This is a genomic window from Bacillus sp. FSL W8-0645, assembly GCF_038007905.1.
Lineage (GTDB): Bacteria > Bacillota > Bacilli > Bacillales > Bacillaceae > Bacillus > Bacillus pumilus.
In genome coordinates this window covers 797,042-811,235 of the sequence record NZ_JBBOYC010000001.1, presented here as the reverse complement: position 1 = coordinate 811,235, position 14,194 = coordinate 797,042, and the positions used below count along the sequence as shown (strand labels likewise).

The following is a 14,194-nucleotide window of genomic DNA, read 5'->3' as shown; positions in this document are numbered from 1 at the left end:
GCCATGATTACCGTTGTGAAAGTATTTGTCCATATTGAACGCGTTACAATTGAAGCTGCGCTCAAGAGGATCATAAAGAAGATCAATTGTTTTTGGTTCATATTATATGCTAGACTGGTTATAATTATATTGAGAAGCGAGCGATTAACTCGCTTCCCCAGTGTTAGTCCTTCTTATTATCTTTGTTTGCGTCGTGTGATTGTTGGGCAATCCACGCTATAGATGCAACGTAAAAGATGATTTGAAGGACTTTTATCATGTTGTCTAGCATTTCCTCACCTCCTATATTTATTATACCTTAACTATAGACTTATGTATATAGTTAAGGTATAAAATCATCTCTTTTTCTCAAGAAAATAAAATATTTTTAAAATTCGACAATAAATTACATTTCTCTCATATTATTTATGTTAATATTTGGTTATTGTTGGTTGTATTGACCAATAAATATTACTTTAGGGGGATTTTAAAATGAAAATCAAAATTAAGAAAGCCTTAGGTAATCTTGCTCTTGCTGGTGTCTTACTTATATCAGGGGGACAAGCAGCGAGTGCAGCAGTAACTCCAGATAATTTAACAGCTATTCGAAACAAAACATTCGACTTTCCTGTAGAACAATTTGATTACAATTCAAACAACAAGACAGTAACCGTTTATATGAGAGATAGTGAAGGTAGAAGTACTTATGAGATTTATAAATGTATAAATATAATAAAAGGTACTTGTTATGTTTATGAAAATCAAAAGCCAGAGAATGAAGATTGAAATAATATCAAAAAACAAGCAGAAAAAGTCTCTGCTTGTTTTTTATTCTTGTTTAAGAGTTCAACCTAATTTCACTTATTAGTATTGATCACTTTAATAGCTTAACTAACTTCGCTTTAGTCTTCGGCCCGTAAATGCCGTCAGCAGCAAGCCCATGCATAAGCTGAAACCGCTTGACCGCATCCGCTGTTTTCGGTCCGTAATATCCATCAACGCCGTTGTTTTTTGCTCCCTTTTCAGGATAGAAGAAAAGAGCGGCTAGGGCTTCCTGTACGGCTTTTACTCCCGCTCCCTTCGTAAGAGGCTTTGTAACTTTTAGAATGCCAGCAGGTAGGTTATATGTCTTTTTAGAAGTTGTTTTAGGCTTAACTGTGCTTTTTGATGGTGATGATTTAACCGGCGTTGTCTTGATTGGTTTTGCAGAAACTTTATTTGATAAAAATGACACCAAGACAGGACGCTTACCCGCTTGAAGCTGTGATAAAGTCAAACCTCCCATCATTTCAAGGTGTGGGTAATCTTTAAAGCTCTTCCAGTCTCCCCCCCATGAAAACCCTAGTTATTTACCGATTTGCGCTACTCGGCGCCATTTCTCGTTAACTGTCCAAAGCGCTTTTTTTCCATCCGTACTTAATAGAACGTAATCAATCGCTAAACCATAGTTGTGATTTGATTGACCACCCTTAGCATTGGTAACAATCTTCCCAGGAGCGGTACGACCTTGAGCGTAAAGCTTGTTTTGTTCTGCAAACGAACGGTAGCCAGAAGTAATCTGTACATAGATGCCTTCTTTATAAGCTCGCTTGATCATTTCAATTGCACTTACTTTTACAACACTGTGAATGCCAGCACCCATATTCCTAACCGAACGATCTATAAGAGTTTGTAATCCAATTTTTTCAGCCATGTTCATTCTCCTCTGAATTCATTTTTAAAAACAAAAAAAGCCGCCTAATGGCAGCCGTTTATTTTGAAAGTCCTTTTTGTTTCAGAATTTCTTTTTGTTTTTTTCCTTTTTCGGTAACATAGTTATTTTTAAACCACGCTAAAAGGGTTGTTACGATTGTAAAGATCATTGAGCCAGCAAGGTACAATGTCTCAGCCAACGAAGTGACTTGATCCTCACTGATCGGCAAGATTAGCTTGCCAAATAGAATTAACGTTTGGTTGATCAATGCCATAAAAAGAAGCACTGTGCGAATCACAGTACCTTTGTCGAATGTTTTCATAAATGATTCCTCCTATTTTAAATTCCGTTCAATTTTGTCGAGCTTGTCGATCACGACGTCATACTTCTCACTAAACTTTGCTAACACATCATTTTGCGCTTCGATTTGTTCATTGAGCTTGTTTTCTCGTTCCTTTGTTGTGTTTAATACGTAAAACAGCACCCAACAAAAAAGAACCGCAAAGGGTCCTTGTGTCATCAAATACTGTGCCAAATCCATTTCCACCATACTCACCTACCTCACTTTGTCCACCCCCTTAAAGAAGGCAAAATAAAAACACCTCATTTATTGAGGTGTTAAGATATTTATGATTTTTGTTCATCAAGTAATTTTTTTAAATACGCTGGGTTGTTAGTGAACATACCATCGACTCTAAGCTCAATCATTCTCTCTGTTTCTTTCTTCTCTAATTCAATAAGAAAGAATGTATGAACCTCCATCTTCTCATTATGAATCATTTCCACTTCTTTTTCAGTCAATATGTGAGAACTAATTCCAATTGCATTGGCGTATTTTTTATATTCTTTAATTCTTTTAGGTAACTTCTTCGCATCCGAGGTCCGAATCAGTTGAACAATAGGAACTTCTGTATTGAGTCTTCTAATTTTTCTCAAACTTTTCGCACTAAATGACTGAATGATAACTTGTTGATTTTCTATTAAACGATATCGCTTCATCATATTGATCAGCTTTTTCTCCATCACCAAATTACCTTTAGAATCTTCACGAGTTTCTATATAAAAATTCGTTAATTTCCTGTACTTCTTGATAATTTCATCAAGAGTTAAGACCTTTTGATTTTTTTCGGTTCGCAATTTTTTGACTTGATTTAATGATAAATTTTCAACTTTCCCCTTCCCATCAGTTGTACGAGACACGTCTTTATCATGAAGGGCAACCAGATTTCCATCTTTAGTCATCCTTAAATCAATTTCAATGAAATCGGCTCCATCCTTAATTGCTCTCGAATAAGATTTAATAGTATGTTCAGGTTCAAGCTCCGAAGCCCCTCTATGCGCAATATTGAGAGGTGAGTATTCTTTCGATTTGATTATTTTGGCACTTATATTGCTACAACCTGCATTCATATTAAGAAATAAAATAATAGTTAACGATATAAAAAGAAATTTTCTCATAAACTCACATTACCATGTTTTAACTTACCTGGGCAATAATTTTTCGCCGATTATTTCTTGAAATCGCATATGAGTAACCAGCCTATGATCTACTCCTTCACTTAACTCTTCTATTGTAACTTCGTTGTATTGCATAGCTTTCTTAACTCCCTCCTTATTAGATTGGTAGTGGATAATCATCCTCTGGTTCAAAGATGCCACCTAATGTGCCACCGTCTGTTCCATCAGATGAAAACCCGAATTGACTTGTCTCAATTTCATCAGGAATAGATGAAAAGCTAAATGTCCCATTAAGATTTATATAGGCAACCCGCACACCAGCTGGTTCATCTTCATTATCTTCTTTCACTGTGAATATATTGATCTCGTCATATGCACAATTCAAAGTCTTTGCAAGAGCTTCTATAATGCGGTTTGTTGTCCCATCGGAGATATTTCGCGCCACTTTACCACGAATCAAGACCCGGTATATTTCATCTGTGGCCCTTCCTCTATTTTGTGCCACGTTGTCACCTATTAGATCAAGCCCGCGACCTTTCGCGTTATCTATATCACGCCATTTTTCTGCGGTAGTCAGCGTCTTCCTTGCTGCGGTCAGCTGTTCATCTACAATTAAAAAAAGCTTTCCGATGTTGCTCTTCTCATCTTTCTGAAAAGCATCGGTCAGCTTATTGATTAAGTCCTTAATCATACATGTACCACCTCAATTTCCGAGAATCAGTAATGACAACAGATTGATTACCTACTGTTTCAATGCCTGCCGCCACACTATTAAAAAGTGAATCAGCCACATCTTCTTTTATACCTCCAAGCACATACGCATGAATACTTTTCGGCGGATTACCGTCAGCATCTACTTCCATTGTGTTATTCATTACAACATTAGCCGAACGGACCCCGGATGTTTTAATTAATGCTGCAATGATCCCACTGTGTGTAGATGCTGAACTACCTTCTACCGATCTTTTAATTCGTGCACGATACTCCGAATCTATTTCAATATCGGAACCTCCGGCGGCCGCTTCGGGATTGGTCACAGACGTGATATTTTCCGTTGGTTCAGCTTGTACAGTGATCGTATCAGCTGCCACATTGTTCATTGCGCCCTTATCGACTGATATGACATCGACTAAAGCTTTTCCATTGGTATCAATCGTTGCTTCTTCAAGTACCTCAAAATAAATATCTGATTCCGTTGCAAACTGGGTTTCTTCTTCAATGATGTGACCGGGTTCACCAGTGATTTCAAGAGTGGCGTATGATTCGCTTGCCGGTTCTCTTGTAATTCCGTTGTTATTGCCTAATCTATCAAGCTGCACTCCCTCAGACTTACTAACGAAGCCGCTGTTGTATACTCTTTCAGCGATGTCCCAAACACCAGCTAAAAACCAAGCTATGATTCTGAAGATGATTCCAAGAGGTGTCCTACTTGATGTATTTACATCCTCCCCGAACTGTTCCTTTGCCTTATCTTCCATTTCGTCTACAATGTCTGAATATGTTTTTCGCTGGAAGCCGTTCTCATTCAACAACATCAACACCTCCTAACTCCAATTCTTGGCCGTCTTCTTCTTTAATCAATTTCAGTTTGATACGACTGGAGCGCACTTTTCGATCAAACTGAAATTCTATATCTTCTACTGTGGCAATACGTTTTTCTTGTGAAAGAGCTTCGATAATGTCATATTGTGCTTCTTCTTCATCGAGATTTTTCCCAAGAAGGTTTTCACGCTCGACACCCAAAAACTCATCTAGCTCAAATTCTCCTAGTCTTGTTTTCAGTATCATTTCAACGGCTTGAGCAAGCTCTTCGTCTCCGTCGATCATTTCTAGTTCGCCATCTTTGAAAATAAGATCACCATTAACCAGTTTTAAAGTTTTCATCCGTCATACACCCCAATCACTACAGCATCCGTTATATCGTGTGTTCGGGTACTATCAGGATCAAAAGGTTTGTTTGTTAAATTATCAAGCGCCCTATCTGCAAAAGATAGAAATACCATCGCTCCAACCTTTATGTCTTGCTCGACATGCTTTAACACAAGGGCGTCTTGTATCAATGGTTGTTCATATAAAGTGTCGTCGTCAGCGGTCATAAAGAGCGGTTTTACATCTGCCGTATGACTGGTAGCATCGTAAGAAACGACCCTACCAGGAGCGCAAACATGAATAGAATGCTTGATCCCTTTTATAAGATTATCGAAAAAATTCGTATCTGAAGCCATTAGATCACATCCGCTTCTGTGTAAAAATCGTTCCCATCAAACACATGCTTACCCTTTTTAACACGATACTTTCCGTTGGCCGTTTTGCTCTTAATGATAATAATTGAAGCGGTGGTTATGCGGTGCTGCAATAAGCATTTAACCGAATACCCTTTAAGCTTTTCATCCTCAAACGCTTCAGGAGAGTCAAGCAAACCTGTTGATTCTTTTAACTCAAACCGCTCATCGTCCCCCTCTGTGATCGACCTGATAACAAGACGACCACGCCTGTAATACAGAGAGGCACCACAATCACGCACAACTTCTTCTAGCTTTTTTTCTATTGATCCAGTTACGGTGTAACCCTTTTTGTATACCTTATTTCTAGGAAGAGACAGCTTCGCAAGTTTTATATCAAGAATGCGGATCAAACGCTTTATAATCGTGCGGGCTGTTGTTCCTTTTTTAAAGGTAATTTTCATGGATTGTTTTCTGTATTTCGCCTCACGGACTGTTTTGTATTTAATTGTTCTTGTGCTTTTGCGGACAGAAGTCTTACCTGATTTCAACTTGTACACTTTTTTCGTTTCAACTTTTATCGGTTTTTTTAGCTTATACCGTTTGTTGGCGTAATATTTTACAGGTGCATCAGCAGTCTTTTGGTCGACCTTAATATGAGAGTAATCGTCGCCTTCTTTCATATAAATCGAAGTGATTTTATCGACCCCTGTACGCTTCGTAAGTACCTTTGTGACCTTTCCGATGGCTAATACCCCAAAGTCGCTTTTATACCCAGCCTGAACGGTCATAGTAGCGCCTTTTTTGATCTTGTTGATTGTGCTGCTACTTAGGTTAAAAATCTCGACCTTTGTTTCATTCGGCTTGGCGTCATCATCGAACGGAACTTCAAACCTCACTTCTAAATCTTTATAATCAAAGGTTCCTTTATAAGACCCGCTATCAATCGTCACTTTAACAATACGACCGAATAACAATTTGTTATTATTCGTCGCCATCTTCTTCACCTTCCTCACCAACATCGTCAATATACAGAAACACAGTTTTCATGAAGTTTTCTGATGAAAGCCGAGTTTCTGTATTTGATTCGTCTAACGGTACTAACGAAGGAGCTGGCAAACGATCATCTATAATGTCATCCCATAACGGCACATTTAAAATCATTTTCTCCCCTAAAACAATAGGTTCAAAATCCATGTCATAAAGGTCGATAGAATAGCTGTCATCCGTCTCGTTATAATTGATTTGAAAAACAAAAGTGCTGTCAGCTAAGTCGATCTCAAACTGCTGCGGAATGTCTTCTATATCAATTGGAATATAGTCTCTCGTTGCCATTTTGCTCCCCCTACTTCACCCGTAATTTGACCCCTATAGGAATGCGGCGGTCAGGGTACTTATTCCATTTTCTAAGCTGTGATAGGCTCGTACCGTACCACATTCTCATGTGACTGTATGTCTCGCCTTTCTTCACTTTGTGATAGACAGCGTTTTTCTTCTTTGTATTTGATTTCTTCTTTTTCCCTGCTGCTTTCACTTTCTTTTTTACAAATGGGCTTTTTGCAATACGGATTTCTTGTAACTCAACCGAGATAGCAAAACCATTTTTGTACTCCCCGATATCTCGGGATAGATTGGTAATGACAACGTTTTTCGCTACTTTTCTACCTGTGTAATTCAATAATTTGCCCGCATACATCTGCTTTTTAAGATACGCAAAGTCTTTGTTTGGATTTTTGCCCAGCAAAAAACCCGAAATTGAAGTGATTTCGGGTTTTCGTTGTACATGATCAGTTATTGGAATGCCTTTTTCAACAGGGTATGATGTCACTTCTATTTCAGGATTATCTGACTCCTTTTCATTGACGATTTTGATTTTCCCTAGCTTCGCCATCAATATTCCCCCTCTGGCGCATACATTGGATTCAGTTTCTCCCATGTTTCTTTAAGAGCTTCTTGTACAGCTTGCTTAATACTGCTTTCGCTGCCAGATGAAGCACCACCAGAAACTTGGACATAAACTGTCGGTGAAAAACTATTACTGTTTGAAGCATTAGAATATGTTGTCGAACTAGATGAAGGTGTGTAAGCTGCGTCACTTAACATGCTGTTTGTTCTACGGTTGTTATAAATTGTTGATCCACCCGACAAATGCATAAGCTCTGGACCCTGCTCTCCAACCATTGCCCATTGATCACCAATGATACGGCCACCTTTTGCATATCCCTTATATGGACCACCGCGCGCCATTGATTTTAAGCCCGGATGGTTATAGATGCCGCCATATCGTCTATTAAGATAGTTAATGGCCGCTATGATTTGATGAACTGGGTTTTTGATGTTACCATAACCCGGTTCTTTGTATGCGGAAAATGTAGAAGGGATAAACTGCATAAGCCCTTGTGACGGGTGCCCCGCCTTTGCGTTGCTATCCCAATTGTTTACTACATTTGGATTTCCGCCAGACTCTTTCATCGCGACGGTTTGTAAGGCCCCGGCATAGCTAGGACTAATTCCTTTAATTGAAATAGCTTGAGCTACCCATTTTTTTACGGCAGCAGATCCACCGCCGCCAAACATACCGCCGAAGCTCTCAATCTTTTTCTTTCCCCAGCTCATTGCGCCATCTTTTACTTTAGTGAATAAACCCTTTGCTATATCACCAAAACCTCCAGCTAATGAAGGTACTTTCCCACCAAACATCTCAAAGGCTTTGTTCATAAGCTTTGTAGGATTAGAAATATAATCCCACACATCAAAAGCAGCGCTTTTCACTTTTCCAACAACGTTTTTTGCTCCCTCAACAGCTTTACCAAGCCATCCATTTCCTTTTTTGTTTCCCTTTGTTCCATCGCCATACATCGGGACATTTCCGAGAGTTTCAAGCGTTTGCTTATGTGATAATACCTGTGTTCCTTTTGGCAAGTTCATCAGCGTGTCAGTTCCCGGGGATAACCCAACATGGCCGGACGGTGTTTTATATAATTCAGGTCCACCACCATCCCCTAAAATTGCAGGACCACCCGGATGTCCGTTTGTACCATTCGCATATTTAGGCGGGTTCCATTTTGGGATTTTCGCATCTTTCAAACCAATCTTATCCAGCACCCAGTTAATACCACCCGTTACTCCGTTCACAGCGGTTGCCAGTGCTCCAGCTAGCATATTCCCAAGACTTTTGACACCGCTGACAGCTTTTGATGCCATCGACTTAATACCTTGACCAATCTTACCAGGTAATGCTTTTGCTCCTGCAACCATATCACCAAATTTTTTCTTAACTAGATCCCATAGAGCGCCAGCCAATCTGCCGACGTTATTTTTCACAAAGCTCCAGCCTTTTATTATAAACCGGCCCATATTCACAACGGCATTAGATGCGTGTGTTGCACCATTCACGAAGAAGCTTTTAACACTTGTCCACATTCCTGATACAAGTGCTCTTATTCCATTAGCCAATCCTAAAATGCCTTTTAATAAGCGACCTACAAAAAGCAGTTGTATTCCATTCCATATAAATTCAATAGCACCGAAAAAGAGTTGCTTTACTCCTTCCCACATCTTTCCGAAATCTCCTGTGAATAAACCTGTGAAGATTTTAACAACGCCCATGATGATATTAAGCGCACCAGTAATAACCCCTTTAATGTTTCCCCACACAGATTGAACAATATAGAGGATTACAGGCATCAAGAACACAAACACCTTTTGTAAGACACTAAAGACATTCTGAAGTGCTTGGACTATTTGTGATCCGTTTTCTTTCCAAAATGCCGACACTTGATTTCCTATGGACGCTAAAAAGCTAAACACTCCGCCCAATGCTTGGCCTATGTATGGCGCGATAAATTGAACGGCTGACAATATCCCATTAAAGATCGTACTAAACACTGGTGCCATACCTTTCATAGTTGAAACAAAACTATTTATGAAAGCCTGTACATATGGCGATACGCTAGCGATGGATGATTTAACTGTATCAAAAACCGATTTCACTTTATCTGTTACTCCAACAATCATATCTACCGTGCTTGGAGGGAAAAGCTGTGACAATATGCCGTAACCTTCTAAACGATCTCCTGTGCCTTTACCTTGCATAACGCCAAATACGCCCATAATCGCTTGTTTAGCGGTTTGGGCTGGACCTGATATATTTTTAAATATAGAACCAATTGTATTGAAAACTGGTTGCATTACTTTACCAATGCCAAAAATAACATCAGGCAATTTACTAAATTGAGTAGAAAACCATCCCATTGCAGCTTGAATATGAGGCTTTGCAGGCTCCATAATCTTTGCCATTGTCGAGCTGATAGATGATTTCATACTATCAACAGATCCGACCCACGTATCTTTTGAATCTTTCATGATACCGGCCATTGCTGCTGTTTCGCCCGCTGCTCCTTTGGTCCCTTTCTGCATCCCTTTTACAAGCGCAGCGATGGCTTCTTCACTCTCAAAACCACCTTTAGAAATGACCTTTTTCAGATCTATAACATCTTGACCTGTTTCGTTTGCCAGTATCTTAAGCGCAGGAATACCAGCATCCATGAGACGGTTCATCTCTTCCATAGACAAGGTACCTGATACCTGCATTGCTCCAAAGGCATCACTGATCTGCCTAAATCCTTCGGCACCTTTACCACTTGCGGCAGCGGCATCCCCAACAGCTTGCATTGTTGGTATTACATTCTTAACATTCATACCAAAAGCAATAAGGTTTCTACCGCTATTTGCGATGTCAGTAAAGGCATATGGTGTTGTTTTCGCAAAGGTTAGCATGTCATCAAGAAAGCTTTGTGCCTTCTTCGCATCACCCATCAGAACAGATAAGGAGGTTTTAGCTTGCTCGATTGCAGATAAACGCCCCATACCTGTTGCGGCTAAAGCTCCACCTGATAACAGCCCCAGCGCTCCTGCATAGCCTTGTACAGCTGTTTTTGCTTCTCTGAATGGTGCTGTGATACCTGATTTAACACTATTGGCAACGCTTCGAGACATTGAACTAACTGATGATGGGATTCGTCCAAAAACTCCGCCTAACCTCGATGCACTTTGTGTCATCTGTTGAAACTGTCCACCCACTTGACCGCCCATACGGTTCACTTGCTGGGTAAGTGCTCCTGCATTGCTTGTGCTGTCTTCAAGTCTAGTACGCATAGCAGATAGTTGACTGTTAGCAACTCGAATTGTTCTAGAACTTGTATCAGTGGATCTTGTGAAACGCATTATACTGCGGCTTGCTGTGTTGATATTGGTGTTTGTTGAGGCGACACTTTGACTCGCTGTTCTCATTCCACGAGTTAGGTTTACAACCTGTCCGTTCGCTAGCCTAAGTTGTCTAGTTGCTCCAGCTGCAATCTGACTAGTATTGTTAAGACCATTACTCATCGCTTGAATTGGTCGATCTGCTCCCTGAATACTACTAAGCATACTATTTACTTGAGTATTCATTTGTTGCAATGGTTTCGAGTTAGCAATGAGTTTCAGTTCAATCGCGGTGGTCCGCAAAGGTTGAGACATCTATTTACCTCCTTTCTGATTTGCTTTGTTCTTCGCATCAATATAAAGATCAAGGGCGGCATTAGCTTCAGCAATCTCGTCAGGTGTCATATATCTAGCAACGTCAAAACTGATCACTCGCTCCATCACTAGCCGCCACATGTCCCACTCATTCTTTGCTTTGTTCTTGTAGTGGTTCTTGTTCTTCGTCTTCCGCTGTAAGAAACGTGTCACATTCGTTCATGACCTCCTGCAAGGCCTTCAATCCTTGCTCATCCCAATGAGACCAATCTACTTTAGGGCTGTGAATTACATGTTTCATGTAACCGTCATACAAGGCATCTAAATTAATAGAGCCATCACCAGCAGCTACAGATGATTGCAATTGAACTACCTTTCTTACTCCTGGATGAACAAGTGTATACTTGACACCTTTTACTGTTACTTCTTTTGATTCGCCTAATTTTGCCATTGGTTTTCTCTCCTTTAGTGGTTTGTTCATATGAATAAAAGCAGCCTTTTCAGACTGCTTTCGTGTGTTCGTTTTCTTTTTTTGAGCCATGTTATTTCACTGTGTAATCAAAGACTTGAATTTCAAACTCTCTGTCTCCGACTTCGTCCCCGTACTCAGCATCAGCATTTTTCTTTACCATTGCTGATGTTCCTCCAATCGTTTCTTTTACCATTCCATTATTTTTAATCCAAATAGGGAATTGTTTAGCTGTGTTTGCGTATTGATTTAACAAAGCAACAAATGGTGACCCCTGCGACAATGTTAGTGTGATTGTGCCTAACATGTTGTTTGTAACCGCAACACTTGCTTCGCCTTTTGCGCTCATCTTCACCTGAAAGTTGTCCTCATCTTTTGATGCTGACACCATTGTTCCTTCTGAAAACCCCGTCACTATTTTACCTGCGATTGTGGTTGTGACATCCATTGGGTTATATGTGTAAGTTTCTGACATTAATTAAGCCCCCTTTAAATAATGATTTCCCCTGTGATTTCTGCTGTGTGAACCGCTCCAGCAAGCTCAAATCTAAACGATAAGCCGTCATACACACGGTTTTTGCGGTTTTCGTCTGTCATCTCGCTTCTTCCTTTAGACTGAACAGAATAGACAGGCTGTCCGTCCTCGTCAGGTGCAATGATGCCGTTTGTAAAAGCTGTTTCCAAAACATTGATAATTTGTGATTCTAGTAAAGCGAACCCTTCATTTGTGTAAGGGATTTTATCAGTAGTGCTTAGAGCGGTTTGAATTGAAGTCTCGATGTTAAGCTTGACCCAATCTTTGCCGTGTAGCACGTCAATAAATTCACCTGAAGCTGTAATACCCTCGCTTGTTTGATTGCGGCCAGCTTTAGTCACAAATGCAATGGCACCCGCCTAGTGGATGTTTTCCAAAGTATCAACTTTGTAGTCTTGTGGTGTGACACCAATGAGAGACTTAAACTTCCATGTAACAGAACCGACAGGCTTGTTTGCAATTGCTCCGATAAGCGCGGCATCCGGTTCCTCATCAACAAGTGGATGATGGAATACAATGGTCCGATCTTTCCCTGTATATTGCTCAAGCTCGTCAAATGACGCCACTTTCAAGACAAGGAATTTATATGACTTCTCTTCAAAGAATTTAGATGCCTCAAGGCGATCCTCTGCGTTAACAGCCGCCAGTAATACAAAATGAAAGTCTTTGTCAAAATACTCTTCTAACGCGTTTCTAACGCTGAAAACCTGTTTAGGGTTCTCTGTATCTCCTGTCTCAAATTCGTGCCCAAACGAAGCCACAGCGACCTTATTCGGCGCATTGTCACCTTGTGCAAAGATAGCCGCTGCCTTTTTGTAAGTAGCTGTGCTTTCACCGTAGTTTTGCTTTAATGATTCCAGTGACCCGTATTCTCGATAAACACTTTCAGTTGCGCTAGTGTTCTTCACTAGAATCAAAGGAATGCCAAGACCTACAAGCGTTGTGGGCTTTAAAATATCAATTTTGACTTTTACGTCTGATAAAGGCATGTAATTACCCTCCTATATTCTCGTTATTTATGGTGACGGAATCAAAATACTCTGACTCTGCCCCGTTATGTGTTACTCGTATTCTGAACCGTGCATCAAAGCCATGACGACGCTCATTTTCAATTGATATAAATGTATCTCTGTTACCTGTTCCCTCCGCTCGAATAAACGCGATTCCCTTATCATAAAGAACCTGCTTCGCCTTCATTGTTTTCAAAAGCGTAGCAGTCTGTTGTGTTAATGAAATCACTTCAATAGCATCATCGGAAATCCAAGTGAACGAAAAGAAAATATCTACATCTTCAGTGATCGCATCACCTTCGATAATTCCCCGATGTTGGGGAATGTACGGTGATGTAATGGTATATGTGCAAAAAGGATAAGCAGGCTGCTTTCCTGTTCCATTTTCCATAATCACTTTGTGACCGGTACTATCTCTGATGACACCAATCACCGTGCTTATAATGGACTCGTAATCAATCAAAGCTGCCCACCGCCTTTAAGATGTAACTATTGAAATCTGCGTAATCCTCGAAAGGATTCATAGATTCAACATGGTATGTGCTCCCTTTGTAAATCACTTTAGATTTCGGTGGGATCTTCACAGATTTGTTAATATACAGCTGGCGGTCAAATGTTGTTAAGCGCCCACCTGATTGATAGATTAATTGACTAGGTAGAACAACAAGCGCCCCTTTTTGCATTGTGGTTATGGCTTCACCGTCTTGCCATCGTCCGAGATTGTCGTAGTCTCCTTCACTCTGCACAACAAGATCAAAAGTCACGCTATATTTGTCTATGAGTTTCTTAAAGTTGAACTGACTCATCACTGAACCTCATAATCAATGGAACCAATCAGCTCGCCTGTATCAACAAGTGGATTTGATGACCCTTTTTGTTGAGTGGTAAATGACTGGTTTGCTGGTGACTTCAGATCACGGGCATATTTTTGTATTTTCCCCTTTGTCTCAAGACCGATAGAGTTCATGACGTTTCGAGTGCTGATTCCTTTTTGGACAGCTTCAAGCAAAAATTTGTCCAGCTTCCGTAGGATTTCGCGCTCGTTTTCATCCCATCCCGATCTAATAAAAGAACGTTCGGGAATGACAATGTGAGTGGTGTCCTTTCGCAAATGCAGACCTTGAGAATGAAGATATGCACGCATCTTTGGCGTCACTGTGATACGTGTACCAAATTCATGCACAGCTGCAATCATAGCTTCTTTTCCTGTTCCAAGAACGCCCACTCTTGCTTTTCTCTCGCCATTTCCAAGTGCGTTTACCACTTTCGGAATACGATTTTTGTCTTTGATCTTTATGCGCCCCATAT

At 40.3% G+C, this 14,194-nt stretch carries 20 protein-coding genes and 1 pseudogene; 1 reads left to right on the top strand and 20 read right to left on the bottom strand.

Going from position 1 to position 14,194, the window contains the following annotated elements; translation table 11 throughout:
- Positions 1-471: 471 nt before the first annotated feature.
- Positions 472-765 carry a hypothetical protein gene (locus NST39_RS03955; RefSeq protein ID WP_341027202.1) on the top strand — a complete coding sequence of 98 codons (294 nt, stop codon included), beginning with the start codon at positions 472-474 and terminating at the stop codon, positions 763-765.
- Positions 766-853: 88 nt separating this feature from the next.
- On the opposite strand, the pseudogene NST39_RS03950 reads toward NST39_RS03955, so the two are convergent.
- The 20 genes and pseudogenes from NST39_RS03950 to NST39_RS03855 all read right to left on the bottom strand — a co-directional run bounded on the left by NST39_RS03950 (position 854) and on the right by NST39_RS03855 (position 14,192).
- Positions 854-1,672: pseudogene (locus NST39_RS03950) on the bottom strand (M15 family metallopeptidase).
- A 58-nt stretch (positions 1,673-1,730) separates the two neighbouring features.
- Positions 1,731-1,994, bottom strand: coding sequence for a phage holin (locus tag NST39_RS03945; RefSeq protein ID WP_341027200.1), 264 nt, complete (start codon positions 1,992-1,994; stop codon positions 1,731-1,733).
- Positions 1,995-2,006: 12 nt separating this feature from the next.
- The gene (locus NST39_RS03940) at positions 2,007-2,219 is read right to left on the bottom strand and encodes a BhlA/UviB family holin-like peptide (protein ID WP_034620157.1); all 213 of its coding nucleotides are present in this window, start codon (positions 2,217-2,219) and stop codon (positions 2,007-2,009) included.
- Between the two features lie 80 nt (positions 2,220-2,299).
- Positions 2,300-3,130, bottom strand: coding sequence for a glycerophosphodiester phosphodiesterase family protein (locus NST39_RS03935; RefSeq protein ID WP_341027198.1), 831 nt, complete (start codon positions 3,128-3,130; stop codon positions 2,300-2,302).
- A gap of 157 nt (positions 3,131-3,287) precedes the next feature.
- A complete protein-coding gene (locus tag NST39_RS03930) occupies positions 3,288-3,821 on the bottom strand; it encodes a hypothetical protein (RefSeq protein WP_341027197.1) in 534 nt (177 codons plus the stop codon).
- On the bottom strand, positions 3,814-4,665 hold the full coding sequence (locus NST39_RS03925) for a baseplate J/gp47 family protein (RefSeq protein ID WP_341027196.1): 852 nt from the start codon (positions 4,663-4,665) through the stop codon (positions 3,814-3,816). The genes NST39_RS03930 and NST39_RS03925 overlap by 8 nt, the downstream gene beginning before the upstream one ends.
- Positions 4,652-5,014 carry a DUF2634 domain-containing protein gene (locus tag NST39_RS03920; protein WP_341027195.1) on the bottom strand — a complete coding sequence of 121 codons (363 nt, stop codon included), beginning with the start codon at positions 5,012-5,014 and terminating at the stop codon, positions 4,652-4,654. Before NST39_RS03920 ends, NST39_RS03925 begins: the two co-directional genes overlap by 14 nt.
- Entirely contained in the window at positions 5,011-5,355 is a 345-nt protein-coding gene (locus NST39_RS03915; RefSeq protein ID WP_341027194.1) for a Gp138 family membrane-puncturing spike protein, read from the bottom strand. The genes NST39_RS03920 and NST39_RS03915 overlap by 4 nt, the downstream gene beginning before the upstream one ends.
- Complete coding sequence (locus NST39_RS03910) at positions 5,355-6,350, bottom strand: phage protein (RefSeq protein ID WP_341027193.1); 996 nt, start codon at positions 6,348-6,350, stop codon at positions 5,355-5,357. Before NST39_RS03910 ends, NST39_RS03915 begins: the two co-directional genes overlap by 1 nt.
- Complete coding sequence (locus tag NST39_RS03905) at positions 6,337-6,687, bottom strand: phage baseplate plug family protein (protein WP_341027192.1); 351 nt, start codon at positions 6,685-6,687, stop codon at positions 6,337-6,339. Before NST39_RS03905 ends, NST39_RS03910 begins: the two co-directional genes overlap by 14 nt.
- Positions 6,688-6,697: 10 nt before the next feature.
- On the bottom strand, positions 6,698-7,243 hold the full coding sequence (locus NST39_RS03900; RefSeq protein WP_341027191.1) for a LysM peptidoglycan-binding domain-containing protein: 546 nt from the start codon (positions 7,241-7,243) through the stop codon (positions 6,698-6,700).
- Entirely contained in the window at positions 7,243-10,872 is a 3,630-nt protein-coding gene (locus NST39_RS03895) for a tape measure protein (RefSeq protein ID WP_341027190.1), read from the bottom strand. The genes NST39_RS03900 and NST39_RS03895 overlap by 1 nt, the downstream gene beginning before the upstream one ends.
- A complete protein-coding gene (locus NST39_RS03890) occupies positions 10,873-10,998 on the bottom strand; it encodes a hypothetical protein (RefSeq protein ID WP_260856995.1) in 126 nt (41 codons plus the stop codon).
- Between the two features lie 22 nt (positions 10,999-11,020).
- Positions 11,021-11,323: a hypothetical protein gene (locus NST39_RS03885; protein WP_126741376.1), complete on the bottom strand. Its 303-nt coding sequence runs from the start codon at positions 11,321-11,323 to the stop codon at positions 11,021-11,023.
- Positions 11,324-11,414: 91 nt separating this feature from the next.
- A complete protein-coding gene (locus NST39_RS03880; RefSeq protein WP_341027187.1) occupies positions 11,415-11,816 on the bottom strand; it encodes a phage structural protein in 402 nt (133 codons plus the stop codon).
- A 14-nt stretch (positions 11,817-11,830) separates the two neighbouring features.
- Positions 11,831-12,217, bottom strand: coding sequence for a DUF3383 family protein (locus NST39_RS03875; RefSeq protein WP_341027186.1), 387 nt, complete (start codon positions 12,215-12,217; stop codon positions 11,831-11,833).
- A gap of 18 nt (positions 12,218-12,235) precedes the next feature.
- Positions 12,236-12,865: a hypothetical protein gene (locus NST39_RS03870; RefSeq protein WP_341027185.1), complete on the bottom strand. Its 630-nt coding sequence runs from the start codon at positions 12,863-12,865 to the stop codon at positions 12,236-12,238.
- A 4-nt stretch (positions 12,866-12,869) separates the two neighbouring features.
- The gene (locus tag NST39_RS03865) at positions 12,870-13,349 is read right to left on the bottom strand and encodes a phage neck terminator protein (protein WP_341027183.1); all 480 of its coding nucleotides are present in this window, start codon (positions 13,347-13,349) and stop codon (positions 12,870-12,872) included.
- On the bottom strand, positions 13,342-13,692 hold the full coding sequence (locus NST39_RS03860) for a hypothetical protein (RefSeq protein WP_341027181.1): 351 nt from the start codon (positions 13,690-13,692) through the stop codon (positions 13,342-13,344). The genes NST39_RS03865 and NST39_RS03860 overlap by 8 nt, the downstream gene beginning before the upstream one ends.
- Positions 13,692-14,192, bottom strand: coding sequence for a hypothetical protein (locus NST39_RS03855; RefSeq protein ID WP_341027180.1), 501 nt, complete (start codon positions 14,190-14,192; stop codon positions 13,692-13,694). The genes NST39_RS03860 and NST39_RS03855 overlap by 1 nt, the downstream gene beginning before the upstream one ends.
- Between the last annotated feature and the right edge of the window lie 2 nt (positions 14,193-14,194).

What these genes read in the sequence shown, in the direction of transcription:
- NST39_RS03955 (WP_341027202.1), top strand. Translation starts at nt 472, where the DNA reads ATGAAAATCAAAATTAAGAAAGCCTTAGGTAATCTTGCTCTTGCTGGT.
- NST39_RS03945 (WP_341027200.1), bottom strand. Translation starts at nt 1,994, where the DNA reads ATGAAAACATTCGACAAAGGTACTGTGATTCGCACAGTGCTTCTTTTT.
- NST39_RS03935 (WP_341027198.1), bottom strand. Translation starts at nt 3,130, where the DNA reads ATGAGAAAATTTCTTTTTATATCGTTAACTATTATTTTATTTCTTAAT.
- NST39_RS03930 (WP_341027197.1), bottom strand. Translation starts at nt 3,821, where the DNA reads ATGATTAAGGACTTAATCAATAAGCTGACCGATGCTTTTCAGAAAGAT.
- NST39_RS03925 (WP_341027196.1), bottom strand. Translation starts at nt 4,665, where the DNA reads ATGTTGTTGAATGAGAACGGCTTCCAGCGAAAAACATATTCAGACATT.
- NST39_RS03920 (WP_341027195.1), bottom strand. Translation starts at nt 5,014, where the DNA reads ATGAAAACTTTAAAACTGGTTAATGGTGATCTTATTTTCAAAGATGGC.
- NST39_RS03915 (WP_341027194.1), bottom strand. Translation starts at nt 5,355, where the DNA reads ATGGCTTCAGATACGAATTTTTTCGATAATCTTATAAAAGGGATCAAG.
- NST39_RS03910 (WP_341027193.1), bottom strand. Translation starts at nt 6,350, where the DNA reads ATGGCGACGAATAATAACAAATTGTTATTCGGTCGTATTGTTAAAGTG.
- NST39_RS03905 (WP_341027192.1), bottom strand. Translation starts at nt 6,687, where the DNA reads ATGGCAACGAGAGACTATATTCCAATTGATATAGAAGACATTCCGCAG.
- NST39_RS03900 (WP_341027191.1), bottom strand. Translation starts at nt 7,243, where the DNA reads ATGGCGAAGCTAGGGAAAATCAAAATCGTCAATGAAAAGGAGTCAGAT.
- NST39_RS03895 (WP_341027190.1), bottom strand. Translation starts at nt 10,872, where the DNA reads ATGTCTCAACCTTTGCGGACCACCGCGATTGAACTGAAACTCATTGCT.
- NST39_RS03890 (WP_260856995.1), bottom strand. Translation starts at nt 10,998, where the DNA reads ATGGAGCGAGTGATCAGTTTTGACGTTGCTAGATATATGACACCTGAC.
- NST39_RS03885 (WP_126741376.1), bottom strand. Translation starts at nt 11,323, where the DNA reads ATGGCAAAATTAGGCGAATCAAAAGAAGTAACAGTAAAAGGTGTCAAG.
- NST39_RS03880 (WP_341027187.1), bottom strand. Translation starts at nt 11,816, where the DNA reads ATGTCAGAAACTTACACATATAACCCAATGGATGTCACAACCACAATC.
- NST39_RS03870 (WP_341027185.1), bottom strand. Translation starts at nt 12,865, where the DNA reads ATGCCTTTATCAGACGTAAAAGTCAAAATTGATATTTTAAAGCCCACA.
- NST39_RS03860 (WP_341027181.1), bottom strand. Translation starts at nt 13,692, where the DNA reads ATGAGTCAGTTCAACTTTAAGAAACTCATAGACAAATATAGCGTGACT.
- NST39_RS03855 (WP_341027180.1), bottom strand. Translation starts at nt 14,192, where the DNA reads ATGGGGCGCATAAAGATCAAAGACAAAAATCGTATTCCGAAAGTGGTA.